Below are 19,467 nucleotides of genomic sequence, written 5' to 3' on the forward strand. Positions count from 1 at the left end.
GCCTCCGCCGCTTTCGGCCATAATTTCACACCTCAGCGCGCCCGTAGCTCAGCTGGATAGAGCAACAGGCTACGAACTTGTAGGTCGGGAGTTCGAATCTCTCCGGGCGCGCCATTTTTTCAGGCATTATCCTGTCGGGGTTTAGCGCAGTCTGGTAGCGCATCTGGTTTGGGACCAGAGGGTCGGGGGTTCGAATCCCTCAACCCCGACCAAACCGATCCGCTCAAACGCTTCCCCGATGGCGCGGTTCGGTGCAAAATCCCCCTTGAGCGCCCGTAGCTCAACTGGATAGAGCACCGGCCTTCTAAGCCGGCGGTTACAGGTTCGATTCCTGTCGGGCGCGCCAACCTCCTGTGGTGGGAGTAGCTCAGTTGGTTAGAGCATCGGATTGTGATTCCGAGGGTCGTGGGTTCAAATCCCATCTTCCACCCCAATCTTATTTACGGCATAATAAGGGCGTCCGTAGTTGTTACGAAACGCCGCCTGCGGGCGCCCGCAGGGCATCCGTGCCGGGAATCCCGAAAGGTCCTTCCGGGTCGAGCCCCGGCGTCTGTTTCCATCTTCGGCCCATGCGAAAGTGGCGGAATTGGTAGACGCCCTGGATTTAGGTTCCAGTGGGGCAACCCGTGAGAGTTCGAGTCTCTCCTTTCGCACCACTTTCGTACGGAAGGGTGCTTCATTCATCAAGCCCGCTTCCCGCGGGTTTTTTCATTTTCAGCTGCGCCAGCCGCGCAGGTAGGAGTCGCAATGCAAGTTTCAGTCGAAAACACCAGCAGTCTCGAACGTCGCATGACCGTGTCCATCCCCGCCGACCGCCTGTCCTCGGTGATCGACGGCCGCCTGCGCGACATGGCCGGCAAGGCCAACCTGAAGGGCTTCCGCAAGGGCAAGGTGCCGACCAAGGTGATCGAGCAGCGTTTCGGCGACCAGATCCGTTCCGAGGCCTTCGGCGAACTGGTGCGCGCCAGCTTCGACCAGGCCGTGCGCCAGGAGAACGTGCGCATCGCCGGCCAGCCGAGCATCCAGGCCGACCCGGGTGCGGCCGAGAATGAAATCCGCTACACCGCGACCTTCGAGATCGTGCCGGACTTCGGCACCATCGACGTCAGCCAGCTGCAGATCGTCCGCGTGCACGCGCAGGTCGAGGACGCCGACATCGACCACATGATCGACACCCTGCGCCAACAACGCCGCACCTGGGAGCCGGTCACCCGCGCGGCGCAAGTCGGCGATCTGGTCGCGGTCGAGACCTTCGCCGCCACCGCGAGCGCGCGCGTGCCGGAAACCGGCGCCGAGAAGGGCGCCACCGTCATCGGTTCCGGCGTGATGTTCCCGGAACTGGAAGCGCAGCTGTCCGGCATGTCCGCCGGCGACGAGCGTGAAGTGGAAGTGACCTTCCCGGCCGACTGGCGGGTGCCGGCGCTGGCCGGCCAGAACGCCAAGGTCACCCTGAAGGCGACCCAGGTCTCCGAGCCGAAGGTGCCTGAAGCCGACGAAGCGTTCGTGAAAAGCTTCGGCGTCAAGAGCGGCAAGCTCGACGTGTTCCGCCAGGAAGTGCGCGCCAACCTCGAGCGCGAACTGAAGGGCATGCTGATGAGCCGTCTGCGCGCGGAAGTGGCGCAGAAGCTGGTCGCCGCCTACAGCCACGTCGAACTGCCGGCCAAGCTGATCGAAGCCGAGGCGCGCAATCTGGCCGCCAACGCCCAGCAGCAGGCGCGCCAACAGGGCCAAGCCGACGCCGTGTATCCGTTCGACCAGTTCATGGTGCCTGCCCGCAACCGCGTCGCCGCCGGCCTGCTGGTCGGCGAGATCGCGCGCCAGAACGGCCTGAAGCTCGACTTCAACCGCGTCAAGGAAACCCTGTCGCTGATCGCCTCGACCTACGAAGAGCCGAAGCAGGTCATTGAACTTTACCGCAACGACCCCAATCTCATGTCCGGACTGCAGAACCGCGTGATGGAAGAGCAGGTGATCGACTGGGTGGCCGAGCGCGCCCAATCGACCGACCAGAATCTGTCCTTTACCGAGGCGATGCGTCCGGTTTAACCTAGATTCGACGGTTCGACCCGAACCGAAGCCACGCATGCCCGAGGAGAACGCCATGGCCGCTACACAAGGACTCAACCTGATCCCCATGGTGGTCGAACAGACGCCGCGCGGCGAACGTTCGTACGACATCTACTCGCGTCTGCTGAAGGAACGGGTCATCTTCCTGGTCGGTCCGATCGACGACCACGTCGCCAACGTGGTGGTCGCGCAGTTGCTGTTCCTGGAAGCGGAGAACCCGGAGAAGGACATCAGCCTGTACATCAACTCGCCCGGCGGTGTGGTCACCGCCGGTCTGGCGATCTACGACACCATGCGCTTCATCAAGCCCGATGTATCCACCATCTGCGTCGGCCAGGCCTGCTCGATGGGCTCGTTCCTGCTCGCCGCCGGCACCAAGGGCAAGCGCCACATCCTGCCGAACTCGCGGGTGATGATCCACCAGCCCTCGGGCGGCGCCCAAGGGCAGGCCACCGATATCGCGATCCAGGCCAAGGAAATCCTGTATCTGCGTGAACGCCTGAACGCCGAGTTGGCCGCCAATACCGGCCAACCCATTGAAAAGATTGAACAGGACGTCGAACGCGATTACTTCATGGCCGCCGAAGAGGCCAAAGCCTACGGCATCGTCGACAGCGTGCTGGACCGTCGTCCGGCCGACAGCATCCACGCCGCCTGAGCCCTGACGCCCCTTTGATTTCCCCCCGAATGGCTTGTGCTATGCTCGTGGGGGAGTGCCCCTTTGCGAGGAAGACACTGCCATGACCGACGACCGCAAGCCCCGCGCCGGCGACACCACCAAAATCCTGTACTGCTCGTTCTGCGGCAAAAGCCAGCATGAGGTCACCAAGCTGATCGCCGGTCCGAGCGTGTTCATCTGCGACGAATGCGTCGCGCTCTGCAACGACATCATCCGCGAGGAGCTGCAGGAAAAGGGCGCCGCGGCGCGCAGCCAGCTGCCGAAGCCGAAGGAAATCCTCGAGGTCCTCGACCAATACGTGATCGGCCAGCCGCGCGCCAAGAAAACGCTGTCGGTGGCGGTGTACAACCACTACAAGCGCATCGAGTCGCGCGCCAAGAACGACGATATCGAGCTGTCCAAATCCAATATCCTGCTGATCGGCCCGACCGGTTCCGGCAAGACCCTGCTGGCCGAGACCCTGGCGCGCCTGCTCAACGTGCCGTTCACCATCGCCGACGCCACCACCTTGACAGAAGCCGGCTACGTCGGCGAGGACGTCGAGAACATCATCCAGAAGCTGCTGCAGAAGTGCGATTACGACGTCGAGAAGGCGCAGTCCGGCATCGTCTACATCGACGAAATCGACAAGATTTCGCGCAAGTCGGAGAACACCTCGATCACCCGCGACGTGTCCGGCGAAGGCGTGCAGCAGGCGCTGCTGAAGCTGATCGAGGGCACCGTCGCCTCGGTGCCGCCGCAGGGCGGCCGCAAGCACCCGCAGCAGGAGTTCCTGCAGGTCGACACCAAGAACATGCTGTTCATCTGCGGCGGCGCGTTCGCCGGCCTGGACAAGATCATCCAGCAGCGCAGCGCCGAATCCGGCGGCATCGGCTTCGGCGCCAAGGTCAAGTCCAGCGAACGCAAGCTGGACGTGTCCAAGCTGCTACATGACGTCGAGCCGGAGGATCTGATCAAGTTCGGCCTGATTCCCGAATTCGTCGGCCGTTTGCCGGTGGTCGCCACCCTCGAGGAACTGGACGAGGCGGCCCTGGTCAAGATCCTGACCGAGCCGAAGAACGCCATCACCAAGCAGTTCCGCAAGCTGTTCGAGATGGAGGGCGTTGAGCTCGAAATCCGACCGGACGCCTTGGCCGCCGTGGCCCAGAAGGCGATGAAGCGCAAGACCGGCGCGCGCGGCCTGCGCACCATCCTCGAGTCGGTGCTGCTCGACACCATGTACGAACTGCCGTCGCAGGAGAACGTCAGCAAGGTGGTGGTCGACGAATCGGTCATCAACCACCAGGCCGAGCCGTACCTGATCTATTCCAACGGTCCGGTGCCGAAAGCGGCCTCCGGCGACTGAGTCCGCGGCTGAACCCAGCATCACCGGAAAGCGGGGCATGCCCCGCTTTCCGCGTTTTCGGCTCTTGCAAGGCGGCCGGAAAAGCCCCATAAAGGAAGCAGGGCGGCAGACGCCGCCGAGGAGTGCGAAATGAATACCGAAACCCGCGACGAAACCCGACTGCCGGTGCTGCCGCTGCGCGATGTGGTGGTGTACCCGAATATGGTGATTCCGCTGTTCGTCGGCCGCGACCGGTCGATGAAGGCGCTCGATGCCGCGATGGCGGGCGACAAGCAGATCGTGCTGCTGGCGCAGAAAAGCCCGGACATCGACGACCCGGTCGCCGACGACCTGTACGCCATCGGCACCCTGGCCACCGTGATCCAGCTGTTGAAGCTGCCCGACGGCACCATCAAGGTGCTGGTCGAGGGCGTCCAGCGCGTGCGCGCCGAAGACGTCGCGCTGCACGATGACTCCCTGTCCGCCAAGGCCGTGCCGCTCGAGGCCGTGCTGGAAAAGGATGCGCGCGAGGCCGAAGTCGCGCAGCGCGCCCTGATGGGCCTGTTCGAGCAGTACGTGAAATCCAACCGCAAGCTGCCGCCGGAGCTGCTGGCCACCTTGGCCGGCATCGACGATGCCGGCCGCTTCGCCGATACCGTGGCCGCGCACCTGACCCTGCGCCTGGCCGACAAGCAGCGGCTGCTGGAGACGTTGGCGCCTGATGCCCGCATCGAGACCCTCATCGGCCTGGTCGAGGGCGAAATCGACGTGCAGCACATCGAGAAGCGCATCCGTTCGCGGGTCAAGACCCAGATGGAGAAAAGCCAGCGCGAGTACTACCTCAACGAGCAGATGAAGGCGATCCAGAAGGAACTCGGCGATTCCGACGAGGCGCCCAACGAGATCGAGGAGTTGGCGCGCAAGATCGCCGAGGCCGGTATGCCCAAGGCGGTCGAAGCCAAAGCCAAGAGCGAACTCAACAAGCTCAAGCAGATGTCGCCGATGTCGGCCGAAGCCTCGGTGGTGCGCAACTATCTCGAGTGGCTGGTCGGCGTGCCGTGGCAGAAGCGCAGCAAGGTGCGCAAGGACCTGAAATTGGCGCAGCAGGTGCTCGACGAGGACCACTACGGCCTGGAGAAGGTCAAGGACCGCATCCTCGAATACCTCGCCGTGCAGGCGCGGGTGCAGAAGATGAAAGGCCCGATCCTGTGCCTGGTCGGTCCGCCCGGCGTCGGCAAGACTTCGCTCGGTCAGAGCATCGCCAAGGCCACCAACCGCAAGTTCGTGCGCATGGCGCTCGGCGGCGTGCGCGACGAGGCCGAGATCCGCGGCCACCGCCGCACCTACATCGGCTCGATGCCGGGGCGCATCGTGCAGAACCTCAACAAGGTCGAAAGCCGCAATCCGCTGTTCGTGCTCGACGAGATCGACAAGATGAGCAACGATTTCCGCGGCGATCCGGCGGCGGCGCTGCTGGAGGTGCTCGATCCGGAACAGAACCACAACTTCAACGACCATTACCTGGAGGTCGACCTCGACCTGTCGGAAGTGATGTTCGTGTGCACCTCGAACTCGATGAATATCCCCGGCCCGCTGCTCGACCGCATGGAGGTCATTCGCATCCCCGGCTACACCGAGGACGAGAAGCTCAACATCGCCATGCGCTACCTGTTGCCCAAGCAGCTGAAGGCCGCCGGCCTGAAGGACGGCGAACTGCGCATCGACGCCGACGCCGTGCGCGACATCGTGCGCTATTACACGCGCGAATCCGGCGTGCGCTCGCTGGAACGCGAACTGGCCAAGATCTGCCGCAAGGTGGTCAAGGAAATCGCGTTAGCCGGTCCGGCCAAGCCGGCTAAAGGCAAGTCAGTGAAAGGCAAGTCGGTGAAAGCGGCCAAGAAACCCAAGACGGCGCTCAAATGCGTCGGTTCGGCCAATCTCGACGCCTATCTGGGCGTGCGCCGATTCGATTTCGGCCGTGCCGAGGAACAAAGCGAAGTCGGCTTGGTCACCGGTCTGGCCTGGACCGAAGTCGGCGGCGACCTGCTGCAGATCGAAGCCACGCTGATGCCTGGCAAGGGCCAGCTGATCCTCACCGGACAGCTCGGCGACGTGATGCAGGAGTCGGTCAAGGCGGCCTACAGCGTAGTGCGCGCGCGCAGCCAACAGCTCGGTCTCGACGTCGATTTCCACAACACCTTCGACACCCACGTGCACGTGCCGGAGGGTGCGACGCCGAAGGACGGTCCGAGCGCGGGCATCGCGATGGTGACCGCGCTGGTGTCGGCGCTGTCGAAGGTGCCGGTGCGCGCCGATGTCGCGATGACCGGCGAGATCACCTTGCGCGGCCGCGTGCTGCCGATCGGCGGGTTGAAGGAGAAGTTGCTGGCGGCCTTGCGCGGCGGCATCCGCACCGTGCTGATTCCCGAAGAGAACCGCAAGGACCTCGCCGACATTCCGGCCAACGTCACCCGCGACCTGGAAATCGTGCCGGTGAAATGGATCGATCAGGTGCTCGACATCGCGTTGGTCAAACCGCTTTCGGGCTCAGCGAAAGCCGCGGCCGCCGCGAAAAAAGCCGTGAAATCAAAGGCGAAGCCGGCGGCGAAGCATCCGGCGTCCGCCCGGCGCACGCATTGACGCCGGCCAAAGCCCTGCAACGCCCGAAAATAAAGGCTTGCAGGGTATTGCGCGGTGGATGGTTCACTGGTATAAATTGTTGCAACCGGGCTCTGGGCCGCTGTTTCCAAGGCTCCGGCGATCTGGTTAGGTCGGGGTTCGCCTGCACTTAATTTTTCACTTAAGCGATCAATCGCACTGGGAGATTTACAAAAATGAATAAAGCTGACTTTGTTGCCGCCGTTGCCGAAAAAGCTGATCTGTCGAAAGCCGCCGCCGCCGGCGCCGTCGACGCCGTGATCGAAGTGATCACCAAGGCCCTGAAGAAAGGCGACACCGTGACCCTCGTCGGTTTCGGCACCTTCTCGGTCCGCAAGCGCGCCGCCCGTCAAGGCCGCAACCCGCAGACCGGCGCCACCATCAAGATCAAGGCCTCCAAGAACCCGGGCTTCAAGGCCGGTAAAGCCCTGAAAGACGCCGTCAACAAGTAATCCGCATCGACGTCCGGGAATTTCGCGAAAGTAATTGTTGAAATTCCCGGGCGACTTGGTGTATGCTACGCATCCTTGCTTGGGGGTGCTTAGCTCAGCGGTAGAGCGTCTCCTTTACACGGAGAGGGTCGGGGGTTCGAAACCCTCAGCACCCACCAGCCCTTCCAAGCAAAAGAACTGGAGTGGTAGTTCAGTCGGTTAGAATATCGGCCTGTCACGCCGAGGGTCGCGGGTTCGAGTCCCGTCCACTCCGCCACTGTTGAAAAGGCACCTTCGGGTGCCTTTTCTTTTTGCGCTCCAAGCTAGTGCGCGTCTGCGGCAAAAGCCGCATAATAGGCCTTTGGCCATTTCGAGTCCGACACGCCCCATGCTGCAGAAAATCCGCGACAAATCCTCCGGCTGGATCGCCAAGCTGGTCCTTTTCCTGGTCATCCTGGTGATGGCGCTGTTCGGCCTCGAGCAGTACCTGGCGCCGAAGGTGGAGAATTACGCCGCCAAAGTGGTGTCGCCGGGCAAGCTCCTCGGGTTCGGCGAGCAGTCGGTCGAGGTTTCGGTCGATGAATTCCGCCAGCGGTTCGACCAGGTCCGCCAACAGGAACGCGCGCGCCAGGGCGAGGCGTTCGACGCCGCGGCTTTCGAGAGCCCGCAGAACAAGCGCCGCATCCTCGACCAGCTGGTCGACGAGGCGGTGATGCAGCTCGGCGCCGAGCGCGCCGGCGTGCGCATATCCGATGCGATGGTGCGCGAGGCGATCCTTTCCATCGACGCCTTCAAGGTCGACGGCAAGTTCGACGCCGCACGCTACCAGCTCGCCCTGCAGCAGCAGGGTTACACCACGGCCGGCTTCGAGGCCTTGGTGCGCCGTGACCTGCTGACCCGTTTCATGGTCTCCGAATACATCGCCGGCGGCTTGGCCGGCGAGGCCGAAGCCGAGGCGCTGATCGCCCTGCAAGAGGAGAAACGCGACCTCAACTACGTCGAGATTCCGCTGCCGGCGCTTGATCCGAACGCCACCGACGCCGAGCTCGCCGCCTGGTACAACAGCCACAAATCCGATTACCGCACGCCGGAGACCGCCACCATCGAATACGTCGAGCTGGACGGGTCGGCCGCCGCCGCCGATATCGCGGTCGACGAGACCGTGCTGAGCCAGCGCTACGAAGAGCGCAAGGCGCAATTCGGCACGCCGGAGCAACGCGTCGGCTCGCACATCCTGGTGGCCGTGCCGCAGGGCGCCTCCGCCGCAGCCGATGCCGCCGCCAAGGCCAAGGCGCAGACGCTCGCCAAGCAGGCGCAGGCCCTACCGAACCGTTTCGCCGAGCTGGCCAAGGCCTCCGACGACATCGCCACCAGCGCCAGCGGCGGCGACCTCGGTCCGATCGAGAAAGGCATCTACGGAGACGCCTTCGACAAGGCCTTCTTCGCGCTGAAGCCGGGCCAGGTATCCGAACCGGTGCGTCTGCCGGACGGTTGGCACGTGCTCTACTACCGCGAGCTGATCGCTGGCACCGTCAAGCCGTTCGAGGACGTGCGCGCCGAAATCGAGGCCGCCTATCTGGAGTCCGAGCGTGAGCGCGCCTTCAACGAGCTGGCCGGCAAGATGGTCAACGCCGTGAGCGAGAACGCCACCTCGCTCGAACCGGCCGCCAAAGCGGTCGGCAAGACCGTGTTGCGCAGCCAGCCGTTCACCCGTACCGGCGGCGACGGCATCGCCGCGCTGGAACCGGTGCGCAAGGCCGCCTTCGCCGAGGAAGTGCTGACCGAACGCCGCGTCAGCGACTTGGTCGAAATCGCGCCCAACCAAGTGGTGCTGTTGCGCGTGGTCGAACACAAGCCGGAAGCCGTGCTGCCGCTGGCCGAAGTCAAGGATGCCGTGCGCCAGGCCTTCGTGCGCGACCGCGCCATGAAAGCCGCCGAAGCCCAGGCCAAGGCATTGCTCGCGCGCCTGAACAAGGGCGAAACCCTGGCCGTCATCGCTGCGTCGCTGTCGCGTCCGGTGGTGCCGGCGCTGGGCGTCGGCCGACAGCCGCCGGTCCCGCAATTGGCGCCGGTGGTCAAGGAAGCGTTCCGTCTGGCGCGGCCGGTCGACGGCAAGCCGGGCGGCGGCGGCATCGTGCTGACTCCGGGCGGCGGTTACCTGCTGATGCAGCTGGTCGCGGTCAATCGGCCCGATACGGCGCAGCTTGACCCGGCGCTGAAAGCCTCGGCGGCCCGCAATCTGGGCCAGTTACGCGGCGACCAGCAGGCGCTGGAATACGTCAAGCGCCTGCGCAAGGACTTCCAGATCAAGATCGCCGAAGACCGGCTCTGATCCGATTGCGCGTTGAACCGAAAACGCCCGGCCATGCCGGGCGTTTTTTCAGTTGCCGTTATCCGGCACCGGTACCGGCGCCGGCGGCGCGTCGTCGACGTCGCCGGGCAGGGGCGTGAATTCGGCATCGACCGGCAATGCCACGCCGAAGCTGGCGGGATCGATGAAGAAGCAGGACAGCGCCTGGATCTTGCGTACGTAGGCGTAGGTGTGCGGCGCCAACCCGGTAGGCAGCCGCCGCTCGGCATCCGCCTGCGTAAGTTTCTGCCGCTTCAAGCCCATGCGCAGGCGGCCGTCGCCGGCGTTGTAGGCCATGATGCTGGTCGGCCAGTGGCTGAACATCGTCTGCAGCCGCTCCAAGTAGGCCAGCGCCGCGTCGGTGGATTCGATCACCGAGAAGCGCTGGTCGTTCTTGCCGCCGATGCGCAGGCCGAAGTGGCGCGCGGTGGCGGGCATCAGCTGCCACAGCCCGGTCGGACCGCCCTTGGCGACCGCTTTGGGCTGGAAGCGGCTTTCCACGAACGGAATCAGCGCGAATTCCATCGGCAGGCCGCGCTTGCGGGCCTGGACGCTGACGTGGTCGAGTATCGGCAGCAGGTCGATCAGCTGGGTGCGGAAGCGCGCGGGGTCATGGATGTATTTGCGCATCCATTGGCTTTCGGCCGCCGCCGGCGTGCAGGATTCCGGTTCGAGCGATTCAGCGATGCGCCGGAACACGTCTTGGCCGGTGCGCGTGGGCTCCGGCGGCGGTTGCGGATCTTCCGCCAGCGCCGGCGTGAGCCACAGCGCCAGACACAGGCCGAGCGGCAATGTGCGCATCAGAACCGATCCTTCCAGGCGCGCAGGGCGGCAAAGCGCGCCAGACGGTCGCCCGTCAGCCCACCGGATTGCGCCGCCAGCCCGCGCAATGTCTCGGGCCGGTCGATGCGCAAAAAGGGATTGCAGGCCTTTTCAATGCCGATGGCGGAGGGCAGGCTCGGCCGGCCGGCCGCGCGGCGGGCGCGGATGTCGGCCAGCAGGGCGTCGCGCACGGGGTTGTCCGGCTCGGCGGCTTCGGCGAAACGGGCGTTGGCCAAGGTGTATTCGTGCGTGCAGCAGACCAGCGTGTCGTCCGGCAACGCGGCGAAGCGGTCGAGCGCGGCCAGCATCTGCGCCGGCGTGCCCTCGAACAGGCGGCCGCAGCCTAGGCTGAACAGGGTGTCGCCGCAGAACAGCACGCGTCCGTCCCAATACGCCAGATGGCTGCGGGTATGCCCCGGCACCGCCCAGACCGTGAACGGCACGAAACCCGGCAGCGTGATGCGGTCGCCTTCGCCCACGATATGGTCGAGGCCGGCGATGCGCTCATCATGCGGGCCGTAGAACGGCGCGTCGCAGGCGGCGCGCAGGGCGGGTAGGCCGCCGATATGGTCGGCGTGGTGATGGGTGATGAGCACCGCGGCCACGCGCATGCCTTCGGCCATGGCGCGCAGCACCGGGCCGGCATCGCCCGGGTCGACCACTACGGAGCCGCCGCCGTCGCCGCGGTAGCACCAGATGTAGTTGTCGTCGAAGGCGGGCAGTGCGGTCAGGGTATCCATCGGTGATGACCAAACGCGCCGTTTGGCGCACAATGGGTGCAGTTTAAACGGTAGCGGCGCATGAGGGGCGAAAACAGCTGGTTCGAGACCGCGGCCGGCCAAGCCTTGGCGCTGGACGCCATCGCCTGTGCCGAACCTTGGCTGCGGCCGATCGTCGGCCATAAGGCCTTGGCCGTGTTGCCGTGCACGCAGGGCCTGCGTTTGCCGGAACTGCAGTGCACGCCGGTCATGCAACTGCAACGCGCGCGCGGCCGCCTGTTCGGCGAGTTCATCGCCGACGATGCGCGCATTCCCTTGGTCAACGACTGCCTGGCTCTGGTGTTCGCCGCCTTCGTGCTGGAAACCTCGGCCGACGGCGACGCCTTGTTGGCCGAATTCGAGCGTCTGTTGGTCGGCGAGGGCCATCTGGCGCTGTTGACGCTCAATCCGCTGGCGCCACGACGACCGGGCCGCTGGCGCGGCTTGGCGCTGGCCACGGCCGAGACGCAACGCGAACGGCTCGCGCGCGCCGGATTCGACGTGCTGCGGCAGGAATCCGTCGGCGCGCGCTATCGACCGCCGGCCCTGCGTCCGGTAAACTTCCTGTTGGCACGGAAGCGCAGAACCGCTCTGACGCCTATACGCAAAACCGCTCCGGCGGTGGCTTTGGCCAGGGAATCGACACCGAGATGAGCAAGCACGGCGATGCGGCCGCACCGCATATCGAAATCCACACCGACGGCGCCTGTTCCGGCAATCCCGGACCCGGCGGCTGGGGCGCGTTGCTGCGCTACGGAAAGACCGAAAAGGAACTGTCCGGCGGCGAGGCGCTGACCACCAACAACCGCATGGAGCTGTTGGCGGCGATCTGCGCGCTGGAATCGCTCAACCGGCACTGCCGGATCGACCTGTACACCGACTCGCAATACGTGCAGAAAGGCATCACCGAATGGTTGCCGGGCTGGATGCGGCGCGGCTGGAAGAATGCCAAGGGCGAACCGGTGAAGAATCAGGACCTCTGGCAACGCCTGCACCAGGCCAGCGCCGGGCACCAGGTGGTCTGGCATTGGGTCAAGGGCCACAACGGCCATGCCGACAACGAGCGGGTCGACGCCTTGGCGCGTCAGGCCGCCGAAACATTCAAATAGGCGCACGCATGCGGCAGATCATCCTCGATACCGAAACCACCGGCCTGTCTTGGGAGAAGGGCAACCGACTGGTGGAAATCGGCTGCGTCGAACTGGTCGGCCGGCGACCGACCGGCCGCACCTTCCAGCGCTATCTGAATCCGGAGCGCGAGATGGAGCCCGGCGCGGCCGAGGTCACCGGCCTGACGCTGGAGTTCCTGGCCGACAAACCGCGCTTCGCCGAGGTGGTGGACGACTTCCTGGCCTTCATCGCCGGCGCCGAACTGGTCATCCACAACGCCGAGTTCGACGTCGGCTTCATCAACTACGAACTGCGGCTGCTGGGCGACGCCCATGGCAGTCTGGAGCGTCATGCCGGCGTGCTGGATACCCTGAAGCTGGCGCGCGAACTGTATCCGGGCCAGCGCAATTCGCTGGATGCGCTGTGCAAGCGACTGGGCGTGGACAACAAGCACCGCCAGCTGCACGGCGCGCTGCTCGACGCCGAGCTGCTGGCCGACGTCTATCTGGCGATGACCTCCGGCCAGACCGGTTTCGGTTTCGACGCGGGGCAGGCCGTGCCGGAAGAGGCGGAAGCCTTGCCGGAGTTCGGGGCGGAGGGTTCCGCCTTCGTGCTCGAGGCCGGCGCGGCCGAGCTGGAGGCGCATGCCGCGCGCATGGCCAAGATCGCCAAGAAATCCGGCAAGACGCTCTGGCCGGCTTAAGCCCGGCGCAGGATCAACGCGCTGAGGTTCTCGTCGGCGTCGCCGCGCAGGGCCAGCAACAGCATGCGTTCGGCGGCCTCTTGCGCGCTGGCGCGGGCATCGCACAGGATTTCACGAAGATCCGCCGGCCGGCATTGTTCGAGCATGGCGTCGGTGCACAGGACCAGGGCCTGGCCACGGCGCCAAGGCAGCTCCGCGGCGGCGATGCGGAGTTTGTCGCCCGCGGTGATGCCCAGCGCCTGGATCGACGGCACGCTTTTGGCCGGTTGGCCCGCGTCGTCGGCTTCGCTGCCGCTGACTGCTTTGAGCGCATTGCCGTCCCAGAACAGGACGCGGCAGGTGCCGACCTGAGCCAATTCCGCGCCGTTGCCGTGCCAGCGCACGCATACCGCGCTGGCGCCGCAGGGATTGCCGGATTGCGCCGGGCGCTGGATGCGCAGGGCCTGGCCGGCGTTCATCAGCGCATCGGCCGGACTCTCGCCGGCCAGCAGGCCGCGGCGCACCTGATCGCGCACGAAGGCGCTGGCGATGTCGCCGGCGTCCGGCCCGCCCATGCCATCGACCAACACGGCCTGGCCGTTGGGCGCGTCGATGTCGTAGCTGTCCTCGTTCAGCGGGCGTTTCCGGCCCGGATGGCTGATGTGGCCGATTTCGATCATGATGTGGCTGCGGCATGGGGCATACCGTCCATTATGGCCTTTTTTGCCGCCGTCCGGCATCCGGCGCTAGCCAAGAACCGGCCTTGGACGCTATAATCTCCGCCTGACCGACACCCGGAGAGGTGGCAGAGTGGTCGAATGTACCTGACTCGAAATCAGGCGTACGTTTATAGCGTACCGAGGGTTCGAATCCCTCCCTCTCCGCCAGTTGTAACAAAAAGCCCCGCTTGAAGCGGGGCTTTTCTTTTCTGTTTCGGAATATCCGGTCAGGGCTTGATGGCCACCTTCAGCACGCCGTCGCGCTGGTGGGCGAACAGGTCGTAGGCGGCCACGATGTCCTCCAGCTTGTACTGGTGCGTCACCATCACGCCCAGGTCGATTCGACCGGATTGCACCACATTCATCAGCCGGCGCATGCGTTCCTTGCCGCCGGGGCAGAGCGCGGTGTTGATGCGGTGGTCGCCCAGACCGGCGGCGAACGCCGACAGCGGAATCTTCAGGTCGCCGGAATACACGCCCAGGCTCGACAGCGTGCCGCCCGGCTTCAGCACGCGCAGCGCCGATTCGAACGTAGCTTGGGTGCCGAGCGCCTCGATCGAGGAATCCGCACCCCGGCCACCGGTCAGTTTCATCACTTCGTCCACCACATCGCATTCGCGGAAGTTCAGCGTGATGTCGGCGCCCAGTTTCTTGGAGATGCCGAGCCGGTGGTCGTTGCCGTCCACCGCGATGATGGTGGTGGCGCCGAGCAGGCGCGCGCCGGCGGTGGCGCACAGGCCGATCGGGCCCTGCGCGAACACCACCACGGTGTCGCCGATGCGGATGTTGGCGTTCTCGGCGCCCTTGAAGCCGGTCGACATGATGTCCGGGCACATCAGCACCTGTTCGTCGGTCAGCCCGTCCGGAATCGGCGCCAGATTGGCCTGCGCGTCCGGCACCAGCACGTATTCGGCCTGGGTGCCGTCGATCAGGTTGCCGAAGCGCCAGCCAGCAGTGGCCTTCAGGCCGTGGCAGCCGCACAGGCCCTGCGGAATCAGGTAGCTGCCGTCCTGCGACGGCGCGCCGTCCTGCGCGGCGTAGGAATTGAAGTTCGGGCAGATGGCGCCGGCGATCACGCGCTGGCCTTCGCTGTAGCCCTGCACCGCGCTGCCGAGCTTCTCGATCACGCCGACCGGTTCGTGGCCGATGGTAAGCCCTTTGGCCACCGGATACTCGCCCTTCAAGATGTGCACGTCGGTGCCGCAGATGGTGGTGGTGGTGATGCGGATCAGCGCGTCGTTCGGACCCACGTCCGGAATGCGCTTGTCGATCACCTCGATGCGTCCGGGTTCGACGAATACCGCCGCTTTCATCATGCTCATGTCGGTTCCTTGCAGGTCTTGGAGTTATGTTTCGGAATCATGGATCAGCCGCGTTGCAGCACCCAGCCGTAGCCGGCGTTGAACGACTCGATCGGACAGGCCGGGTTGCGTTGGCCCAGGGCTTTTTCGTCGAGGAAATAGCGTTCGCCGATCAGATTGTTGAAGGTGTAGCGCCGGCAGGGCGGGGCGAAGCTCAGGGTCACCGCCGTGACTGCGTCGCCGGCGCCGGTCTTCAGTTCGCAGGCGGCGGCGGTGAACACCTCGGGATCGTCGCGGTCCTTGCGCACGTTCAGGGCGCATTGCGTGCCGCCGGTGACCACGATGGTGCGCGCGATCTCGGCGCCCGGCGGGTCCTGTTCGATGGCAACCGGCTGCGGGGCATCCACGGCATTGCCGCTGCAGGCGGCCAAGACGCAGAGAGTGAGGGAAGACAGCGTTAAGCGGGCGGAGAATCGCATCTGGACGTTCCTTGCACGGTGCCGTTACCCGAATCTTAGGGCACAAATCCGGTTTTGTGAACCGGTTCGCGTTTCCCCGGCCTGCCGCCAGCGACTATAATCAAGTCCCGCGACCCTAATCCGAGATTGCCATGTCCGAAATCCTGGCCCCCGTGTCCTTCGGCGAACTGCTGGACAAAGTGACCATCCTGCAGATCAAATCCGAGCGCATGAGCGACCCGGCCAAGCTGGCCAACGTGCGCCATGAGCTGGCCGCGCTGGAGCGCCTGTGGGCCGCGCACCCGGCCGCGCAGACCGACATCCGCGAGCCGATGGCGCGTCTGAAGGCAGTCAACGAGCGTCTGTGGGTGATCGAAGACGACATCCGCGTGCTGGAGAAGGCGCAGCGCTTCGACGACGAGTTCATCAAACTGGCCCGCTCGGTCTATTTCGAGAACGACGAACGCGCCCGCATCAAGAAGGAAATCAACCTGATGCTGGGTTCGGCCTATGTCGAAGAGAAGTCCTACGAGGACTACCGTCAGGCCTGATCAGCCCAGGCCGCGGTCGGCGCAGTAGCGTTCGAAGCGCGCGATCACGTCCTCGACCGTCACCAGATCCATGACGCCGGGGAATTCCACGCGCTTGCCCCAGGGCAGCTGTTCCGGGTGTTTGCCGAGGAAGCGTTCGGCTGCTTCGGCGTAGCAGTTCACCGTGTAGCGCCGGTCGGAATACGGGCCGGAGCGTTCTGCGTCGGTGCAGGCGTACAGCCCCAATACCGCGCTGCCCATGGCGTTGGCCATGTGCGCGGGTCCCGAGTCGGGCGTCAGCACCAGCTCGGCGCGTTCCAGCAGGGCCAGCAGCTGCTTCAGCGTGTCCTTGCCGATCAGGTCAATCGGCTTGACCGGCATCGCCGCCGCGATGGCGTCGCCGACCTCGCGTTCGAGCACGCTGCGGCCGCCGCACAGCACCACCTGCCAGCCGCGGGCGATGGCGTGGTTGGCCACCGCGGCGTAGCGCTCGGGCCGCCAGTTGCGCAGCACATGGCTGGAGCAGGGCGAAACCAGCAGACAGGGTTTGCCGCTTGGCCATTGCGCCGCCGCCCAGTCGCGGTCGGCCTGCGGCACCGGCATGTCCCAACGCACCGCGTCCTGGTGCAGGCCCAACGGCTCCGCGAACAGGCCGAACACGTCCAGCACGTGATGTTTATCGTGGCGGATGCGTTCGTTGATGAATAGCCCGTGGCCCTCCTTGCCGCGCTTGACGTCGTAGCCGATGCGGCGTTTGGCGGAAATCACGCCGGACACCAGATTGGCGCGCAACGCCAGCTGCATCTGCAGCAGCACATCGAAGCGGCGGCCGGCAAGCCGCACCGCCAGTTCGCGCATGCCTTTCAGTCCGGCCTTCTTGTCGAAGGCGATCAGCTCGACACCGTCCAAGCCCTCCATCAGCTTGGCTTCGCCCTTGCCCAGCACCCAGGTGATCGCGACGCCGGGCAGGCCGCGTTGCAGGGTGCGGATCAGCGGCAGCACATGGGTGGCGTCGCCCAAGGCCGAAAGGCGTAAAATGCACACGGACTTTACAGCGGCGGCGTCGTTCACTTGGTACACTCTCGGCATGGCGGATTCGGGCGACAGACAGGCGTTTGCGGCAGGCACATCGGCGGATCGGGTCTCGATCCTGCACGATGCCGCGTCATTGCCGGACGTCGGACCGGACCAGTTTAACGCAAGCGGCTATGCCGCCGCCGAGCCGGTGTCCGGTAGCGGCCGCGGCGGCGCCTGGTTCGTGCGCACGGCCGCCGGCGATGCCGTGTTGAAGCACTACCGCCGCGGCGGCAAGGCCGCCTGGCTGTCGGAAGATGCCTACTTCTATCTTGGCGATGCGCGCGTGCGCAGTTTCGCCGAATACCGTCTGTTGCGTCGTCTGCGCGAAGCGGATCTCCCGGTGCCGGAGCCTTTGGCGGCGTTCTGCCAACGCCGCGGCCTGAGCTATCGTGCCGCGCTGCTGACCCGTCGCATTCCGCAGGCAGCGTCTTTGCTGCAATCGGCCGATGCCGGCCATGCGCCATGGGCGGCGGTGGGCGAAACCCTGGCGCGCCTCCATCGCGCCGGCGCGCGCCATAGCGATCTCAACGCCCACAACATCCTGCTTGATGCCGATGGCGGCATCCATGTCATCGATTGGGACAAGGGCCGACTGACGGCCGGTCCCGGACCGTGGTGCGCACAGGTGCTGGAGCGCCTGGCGCGCTCATTGCGCAAGGATTGCCGCGTACCCGCGGATGAATTGATGCGTGGTCTGGATATTTTGCGCACGGCGCATGACGGAGCCTTGGCATGAGCTGGCAGTTGCGGTTTCTCGGCGTCGGCAACGCGCAGGCGGCGCCGGTGCTCGGTTCGGCCAGCGCCGTGTTGGAACAGGATGGCGCGCCGCAGCTGCTGATCGATTGCGGCCAGGAAACCCTGGACGCCTATCTGGCGCGCTACGGCGGGCTGCCGCAGGCGGTGTTCATCACCCATCTGCACATGGACCACATCGGTGGTCTGGAACGCCTGTTTTTCATGGCCTATTTCGATCCGGCCCTGCGCGGCCGCCTGCGTCTGTATGTGCCGGCGCCCTTGGTGCCGGCGATGCAGGGCCGGCTGGCCGATTATCCGGGTGTGCTGGCCGAAGGCGGCGCCAACTGGTGGGACGCGTTCCAGCTGGTGCCGGTCAGCACCGGCTTCTGGCATGCCGGCCTGCATTACGAGGTGTTTCCGGTCCGGCACCATCTGCCGGATTCGGCCTTCGGACTGCGCTTGCCGGGCAGTTTCGTCTGGACCGGCGACACCCGGCCGATTCCCGAGCGCCTGGCACTGTATGCCGGCGGCACGGAGCTGATCGCGCACGACTGCGGTCTGCACGGTAATCCCTCGCACACCGGTCTGGACGACATCCTGCGCGAGTATCCGGCCGAATGGCGTTCGAGTCTGGCGCTGTATCACTACGGCACTGAGGCAGACGCCGAAGCCATGCGCGGTCACGGCTTCCGCGTGGCGGAACGCGGGCAGGCGCTGGATTTAGCCGCGCCTGATCCGGAGCCGTTGCCGTGAACGCGGTACCGCAAGCGGTGCCGTCGGCGCCGGTGGCCGATGCGCTCGGCCGGCCATTGCGCGATCTGCGCATCTCGGTGATCGAGACCTGCAATTTCCGCTGCCCGTACTGCATGCCCGAAGACGCGGTCGATGACGCCGCGCTGGACGCCAAGTCGCGCCTGGATTTCGGCGATATCGAGCGCATCGCGCGCGCATTCGTGGCCAACGGCGTGCGCAAAATCCGCCTGACCGGCGGCGAGCCGCTGTTGCGGCGTGGATTGCCGGAGCTGGTGGCGCGGCTGAAAACGGTGCCGGGCCTCGAGGATCTGGCGCTGACCACCAACGGCTCGCTGTTGGCGCCGCAGGCGCAGGCGCTGAAGGACGCCGGCCTCGACCGTTTGACGGTGAGTCTGGACGCGTTGGCGCCGGCGCTGTTCCGGCGCATGAGCGGCAACCGCGGCGAGCTGGCGCGCGTGCTGGACGGCATCGACGCCGCCGAGCGCGCGGGCTTCGCGCCGATCAAGATCAACTGCGTGGTGCAGCGCGGCGTCAACGAGGACCAGATGCTGCCGCTGATCGCCGCCTTCGCGCCGCGCGGGCACATCGTGCGCTTCATCGAATACATGGACGTCGGCAGCTGCAACGGCTGGCGCGTGCAGGACGTGTTCGGCGTGCGCGAGATGCACGCACTGGTCGCGGCGCGGTATCCGCTCACGCCGCTGCAGCCGGAAGTGCCGGGCGAGGTGGCCGAACGCTATCGGCTCGACGGCGGCGGCGAAATCGGCTTCATCGCCTCGGTCAGCAAGCCGTTCTGCGGCGATTGCAACCGCGCGCGCATCTCGGCCGACGGCAAGCTGTTCACCTGCCTGTTCGCCGGCGCCGGCTTCGACCTGAAACCGTACTTGGCCGACGCCCGCGGTCTGCAGGCCGAAGTGCGCGCGCTCTGGCGCCACCGCGCGGACCGCTACAGCGAGATCCGCCACGCCGCGGCCGACCGGCGCAAAATCGAAATGTTCTTCATCGGAGGCTGA

Annotated in this window: 19 protein-coding genes and 8 tRNA genes; 21 read left to right on the forward strand and 6 right to left on the reverse strand. The window is 65.6% G+C overall.

Annotated features, from left to right (window positions below):
• Positions 1–37: 37 nt before the first annotated feature.
• The 13 genes from IEV56_RS06385 (at position 38) to IEV56_RS06445 (ending at position 9,491) form a co-directional block, all read left to right on the forward strand.
• Positions 38–114, forward strand: a tRNA-Arg gene (locus IEV56_RS06385).
• A 21-nt stretch (positions 115–135) separates the two neighbouring features.
• A tRNA-Pro gene (locus IEV56_RS06390) sits at positions 136–212 on the forward strand.
• 57 nt (positions 213–269) lie between these two features.
• Positions 270–346: transfer RNA gene (locus tag IEV56_RS06395), tRNA-Arg, on the forward strand.
• Positions 347–356: 10 nt separating this feature from the next.
• Positions 357–433, forward strand: a tRNA-His gene (locus IEV56_RS06400).
• Positions 434–571: 138 nt separating this feature from the next.
• Positions 572–656: transfer RNA gene (locus tag IEV56_RS06405), tRNA-Leu, on the forward strand.
• Positions 657–747: 91 nt separating this feature from the next.
• A complete protein-coding gene (gene tig / locus IEV56_RS06410) occupies positions 748–2,046 on the forward strand; it encodes a trigger factor (protein WP_188448930.1) in 1,299 nt (432 codons plus the stop codon).
• A 55-nt stretch (positions 2,047–2,101) separates the two neighbouring features.
• Positions 2,102–2,725, forward strand: a complete 624-nt coding sequence (gene clpP / locus IEV56_RS06415; protein ID WP_308419392.1) for an ATP-dependent Clp endopeptidase proteolytic subunit ClpP — start codon at positions 2,102–2,104, stop codon at positions 2,723–2,725.
• A gap of 82 nt (positions 2,726–2,807) precedes the next feature.
• Positions 2,808–4,091: an ATP-dependent Clp protease ATP-binding subunit ClpX gene (clpX, locus tag IEV56_RS06420; protein WP_188448934.1), complete on the forward strand. Its 1,284-nt coding sequence runs from the start codon at positions 2,808–2,810 to the stop codon at positions 4,089–4,091.
• Between the two features lie 129 nt (positions 4,092–4,220).
• Positions 4,221–6,710, forward strand: a complete 2,490-nt coding sequence (gene lon, locus IEV56_RS06425) for an endopeptidase La (protein WP_188448936.1) — start codon at positions 4,221–4,223, stop codon at positions 6,708–6,710.
• Between the two features lie 194 nt (positions 6,711–6,904).
• The gene (locus tag IEV56_RS06430) at positions 6,905–7,180 is read left to right on the forward strand and encodes an HU family DNA-binding protein (protein WP_188448939.1); all 276 of its coding nucleotides are present in this window, start codon (positions 6,905–6,907) and stop codon (positions 7,178–7,180) included.
• 83 nt (positions 7,181–7,263) lie between these two features.
• Positions 7,264–7,338: transfer RNA gene (locus IEV56_RS06435), tRNA-Val, on the forward strand.
• Positions 7,339–7,359: 21 nt separating this feature from the next.
• A tRNA-Asp gene (locus IEV56_RS06440) sits at positions 7,360–7,436 on the forward strand.
• A 111-nt stretch (positions 7,437–7,547) separates the two neighbouring features.
• Complete coding sequence (locus tag IEV56_RS06445) at positions 7,548–9,491, forward strand: SurA N-terminal domain-containing protein (protein WP_188448941.1); 1,944 nt, start codon at positions 7,548–7,550, stop codon at positions 9,489–9,491.
• Positions 9,492–9,539: 48 nt separating this feature from the next.
• Here the strand turns inward: IEV56_RS06445 and IEV56_RS06450 are convergent, their stop codons facing one another.
• Together IEV56_RS06450 and gloB are read right to left on the reverse strand one after the other, a co-directional pair.
• Entirely contained in the window at positions 9,540–10,310 is a 771-nt protein-coding gene (locus tag IEV56_RS06450) for a lytic transglycosylase domain-containing protein (RefSeq protein WP_188448943.1), read from the reverse strand.
• The gene (gene gloB / locus IEV56_RS06455; protein WP_188448945.1) at positions 10,310–11,071 is read right to left on the reverse strand and encodes a hydroxyacylglutathione hydrolase; all 762 of its coding nucleotides are present in this window, start codon (positions 11,069–11,071) and stop codon (positions 10,310–10,312) included. The genes IEV56_RS06450 and gloB overlap by 1 nt, the downstream gene beginning before the upstream one ends.
• Before the next feature lie 60 nt (positions 11,072–11,131).
• Between gloB and IEV56_RS06460 the strand changes: the two genes are divergently transcribed.
• Genes IEV56_RS06460 through dnaQ form a run of 3 tightly spaced genes read left to right on the forward strand, consistent with a single transcriptional unit; the run spans position 11,132 to position 12,902 of the window.
• Positions 11,132–11,743, forward strand: coding sequence for a class I SAM-dependent methyltransferase (locus IEV56_RS06460; protein WP_188448947.1), 612 nt, complete (start codon positions 11,132–11,134; stop codon positions 11,741–11,743).
• Positions 11,740–12,198: a ribonuclease HI gene (rnhA, locus tag IEV56_RS06465; protein WP_188448949.1), complete on the forward strand. Its 459-nt coding sequence runs from the start codon at positions 11,740–11,742 to the stop codon at positions 12,196–12,198. Before IEV56_RS06460 ends, rnhA begins: the two co-directional genes overlap by 4 nt.
• Positions 12,199–12,206: 8 nt before the next feature.
• The gene (gene dnaQ / locus IEV56_RS06470) at positions 12,207–12,902 is read left to right on the forward strand and encodes a DNA polymerase III subunit epsilon (RefSeq protein ID WP_188448951.1); all 696 of its coding nucleotides are present in this window, start codon (positions 12,207–12,209) and stop codon (positions 12,900–12,902) included.
• Here the strand turns inward: dnaQ and IEV56_RS06475 are convergent.
• Positions 12,899–13,561, reverse strand: coding sequence for a PP2C family protein-serine/threonine phosphatase (locus IEV56_RS06475; protein ID WP_188448953.1), 663 nt, complete (start codon positions 13,559–13,561; stop codon positions 12,899–12,901). The genes dnaQ and IEV56_RS06475 overlap by 4 nt on opposite strands.
• A 116-nt stretch (positions 13,562–13,677) precedes the next feature.
• Between IEV56_RS06475 and IEV56_RS06480 the strand changes: the two genes are divergently transcribed.
• Positions 13,678–13,768, forward strand: a tRNA-Ser gene (locus IEV56_RS06480).
• A 59-nt stretch (positions 13,769–13,827) separates the two neighbouring features.
• On the opposite strand, the gene IEV56_RS06485 is transcribed toward IEV56_RS06480, so the two are convergent.
• The gene (locus IEV56_RS06485; RefSeq protein ID WP_188448955.1) at positions 13,828–14,922 is read right to left on the reverse strand and encodes an NAD(P)-dependent alcohol dehydrogenase; all 1,095 of its coding nucleotides are present in this window, start codon (positions 14,920–14,922) and stop codon (positions 13,828–13,830) included.
• A 44-nt stretch (positions 14,923–14,966) separates the two neighbouring features.
• Entirely contained in the window at positions 14,967–15,380 is a 414-nt protein-coding gene (locus tag IEV56_RS06490; RefSeq protein ID WP_188448957.1) for a hypothetical protein, read from the reverse strand.
• Between the two features lie 131 nt (positions 15,381–15,511).
• Between IEV56_RS06490 and IEV56_RS06495 the strand changes: the two genes are divergently transcribed.
• Entirely contained in the window at positions 15,512–15,910 is a 399-nt protein-coding gene (locus IEV56_RS06495; protein WP_188448959.1) for a DUF6165 family protein, read from the forward strand.
• Here IEV56_RS06495 and IEV56_RS06500 read toward each other — a convergent pair whose 3' ends face one another.
• A complete protein-coding gene (locus IEV56_RS06500; RefSeq protein WP_188448961.1) occupies positions 15,911–16,978 on the reverse strand; it encodes a glycosyltransferase family 9 protein in 1,068 nt (355 codons plus the stop codon). It lies immediately after the preceding gene.
• Between IEV56_RS06500 and IEV56_RS06505 the strand changes: the two genes are divergently transcribed.
• The 3 genes from IEV56_RS06505 to moaA are packed head-to-tail and all read left to right on the forward strand — an operon-like array spanning position 16,977 to position 19,467.
• Positions 16,977–17,702, forward strand: a complete 726-nt coding sequence (locus tag IEV56_RS06505; protein ID WP_188448963.1) for a 3-deoxy-D-manno-octulosonic acid kinase — start codon at positions 16,977–16,979, stop codon at positions 17,700–17,702. The two genes, IEV56_RS06500 and IEV56_RS06505, sit on opposite strands and share 2 nt — an antisense overlap.
• Positions 17,699–18,454: an MBL fold metallo-hydrolase gene (locus IEV56_RS06510; protein WP_188448965.1), complete on the forward strand. Its 756-nt coding sequence runs from the start codon at positions 17,699–17,701 to the stop codon at positions 18,452–18,454. The genes IEV56_RS06505 and IEV56_RS06510 overlap by 4 nt, the downstream gene beginning before the upstream one ends.
• Positions 18,451–19,467: a GTP 3',8-cyclase MoaA gene (gene moaA / locus IEV56_RS06515; RefSeq protein WP_188448968.1), complete on the forward strand. Its 1,017-nt coding sequence runs from the start codon at positions 18,451–18,453 to the stop codon at positions 19,465–19,467. Before IEV56_RS06510 ends, moaA begins: the two co-directional genes overlap by 4 nt.

The organism is Arenimonas maotaiensis (genome assembly GCF_014638745.1).
Taxonomy (GTDB): domain Bacteria; phylum Pseudomonadota; class Gammaproteobacteria; order Xanthomonadales; family Xanthomonadaceae; genus Arenimonas; species Arenimonas maotaiensis.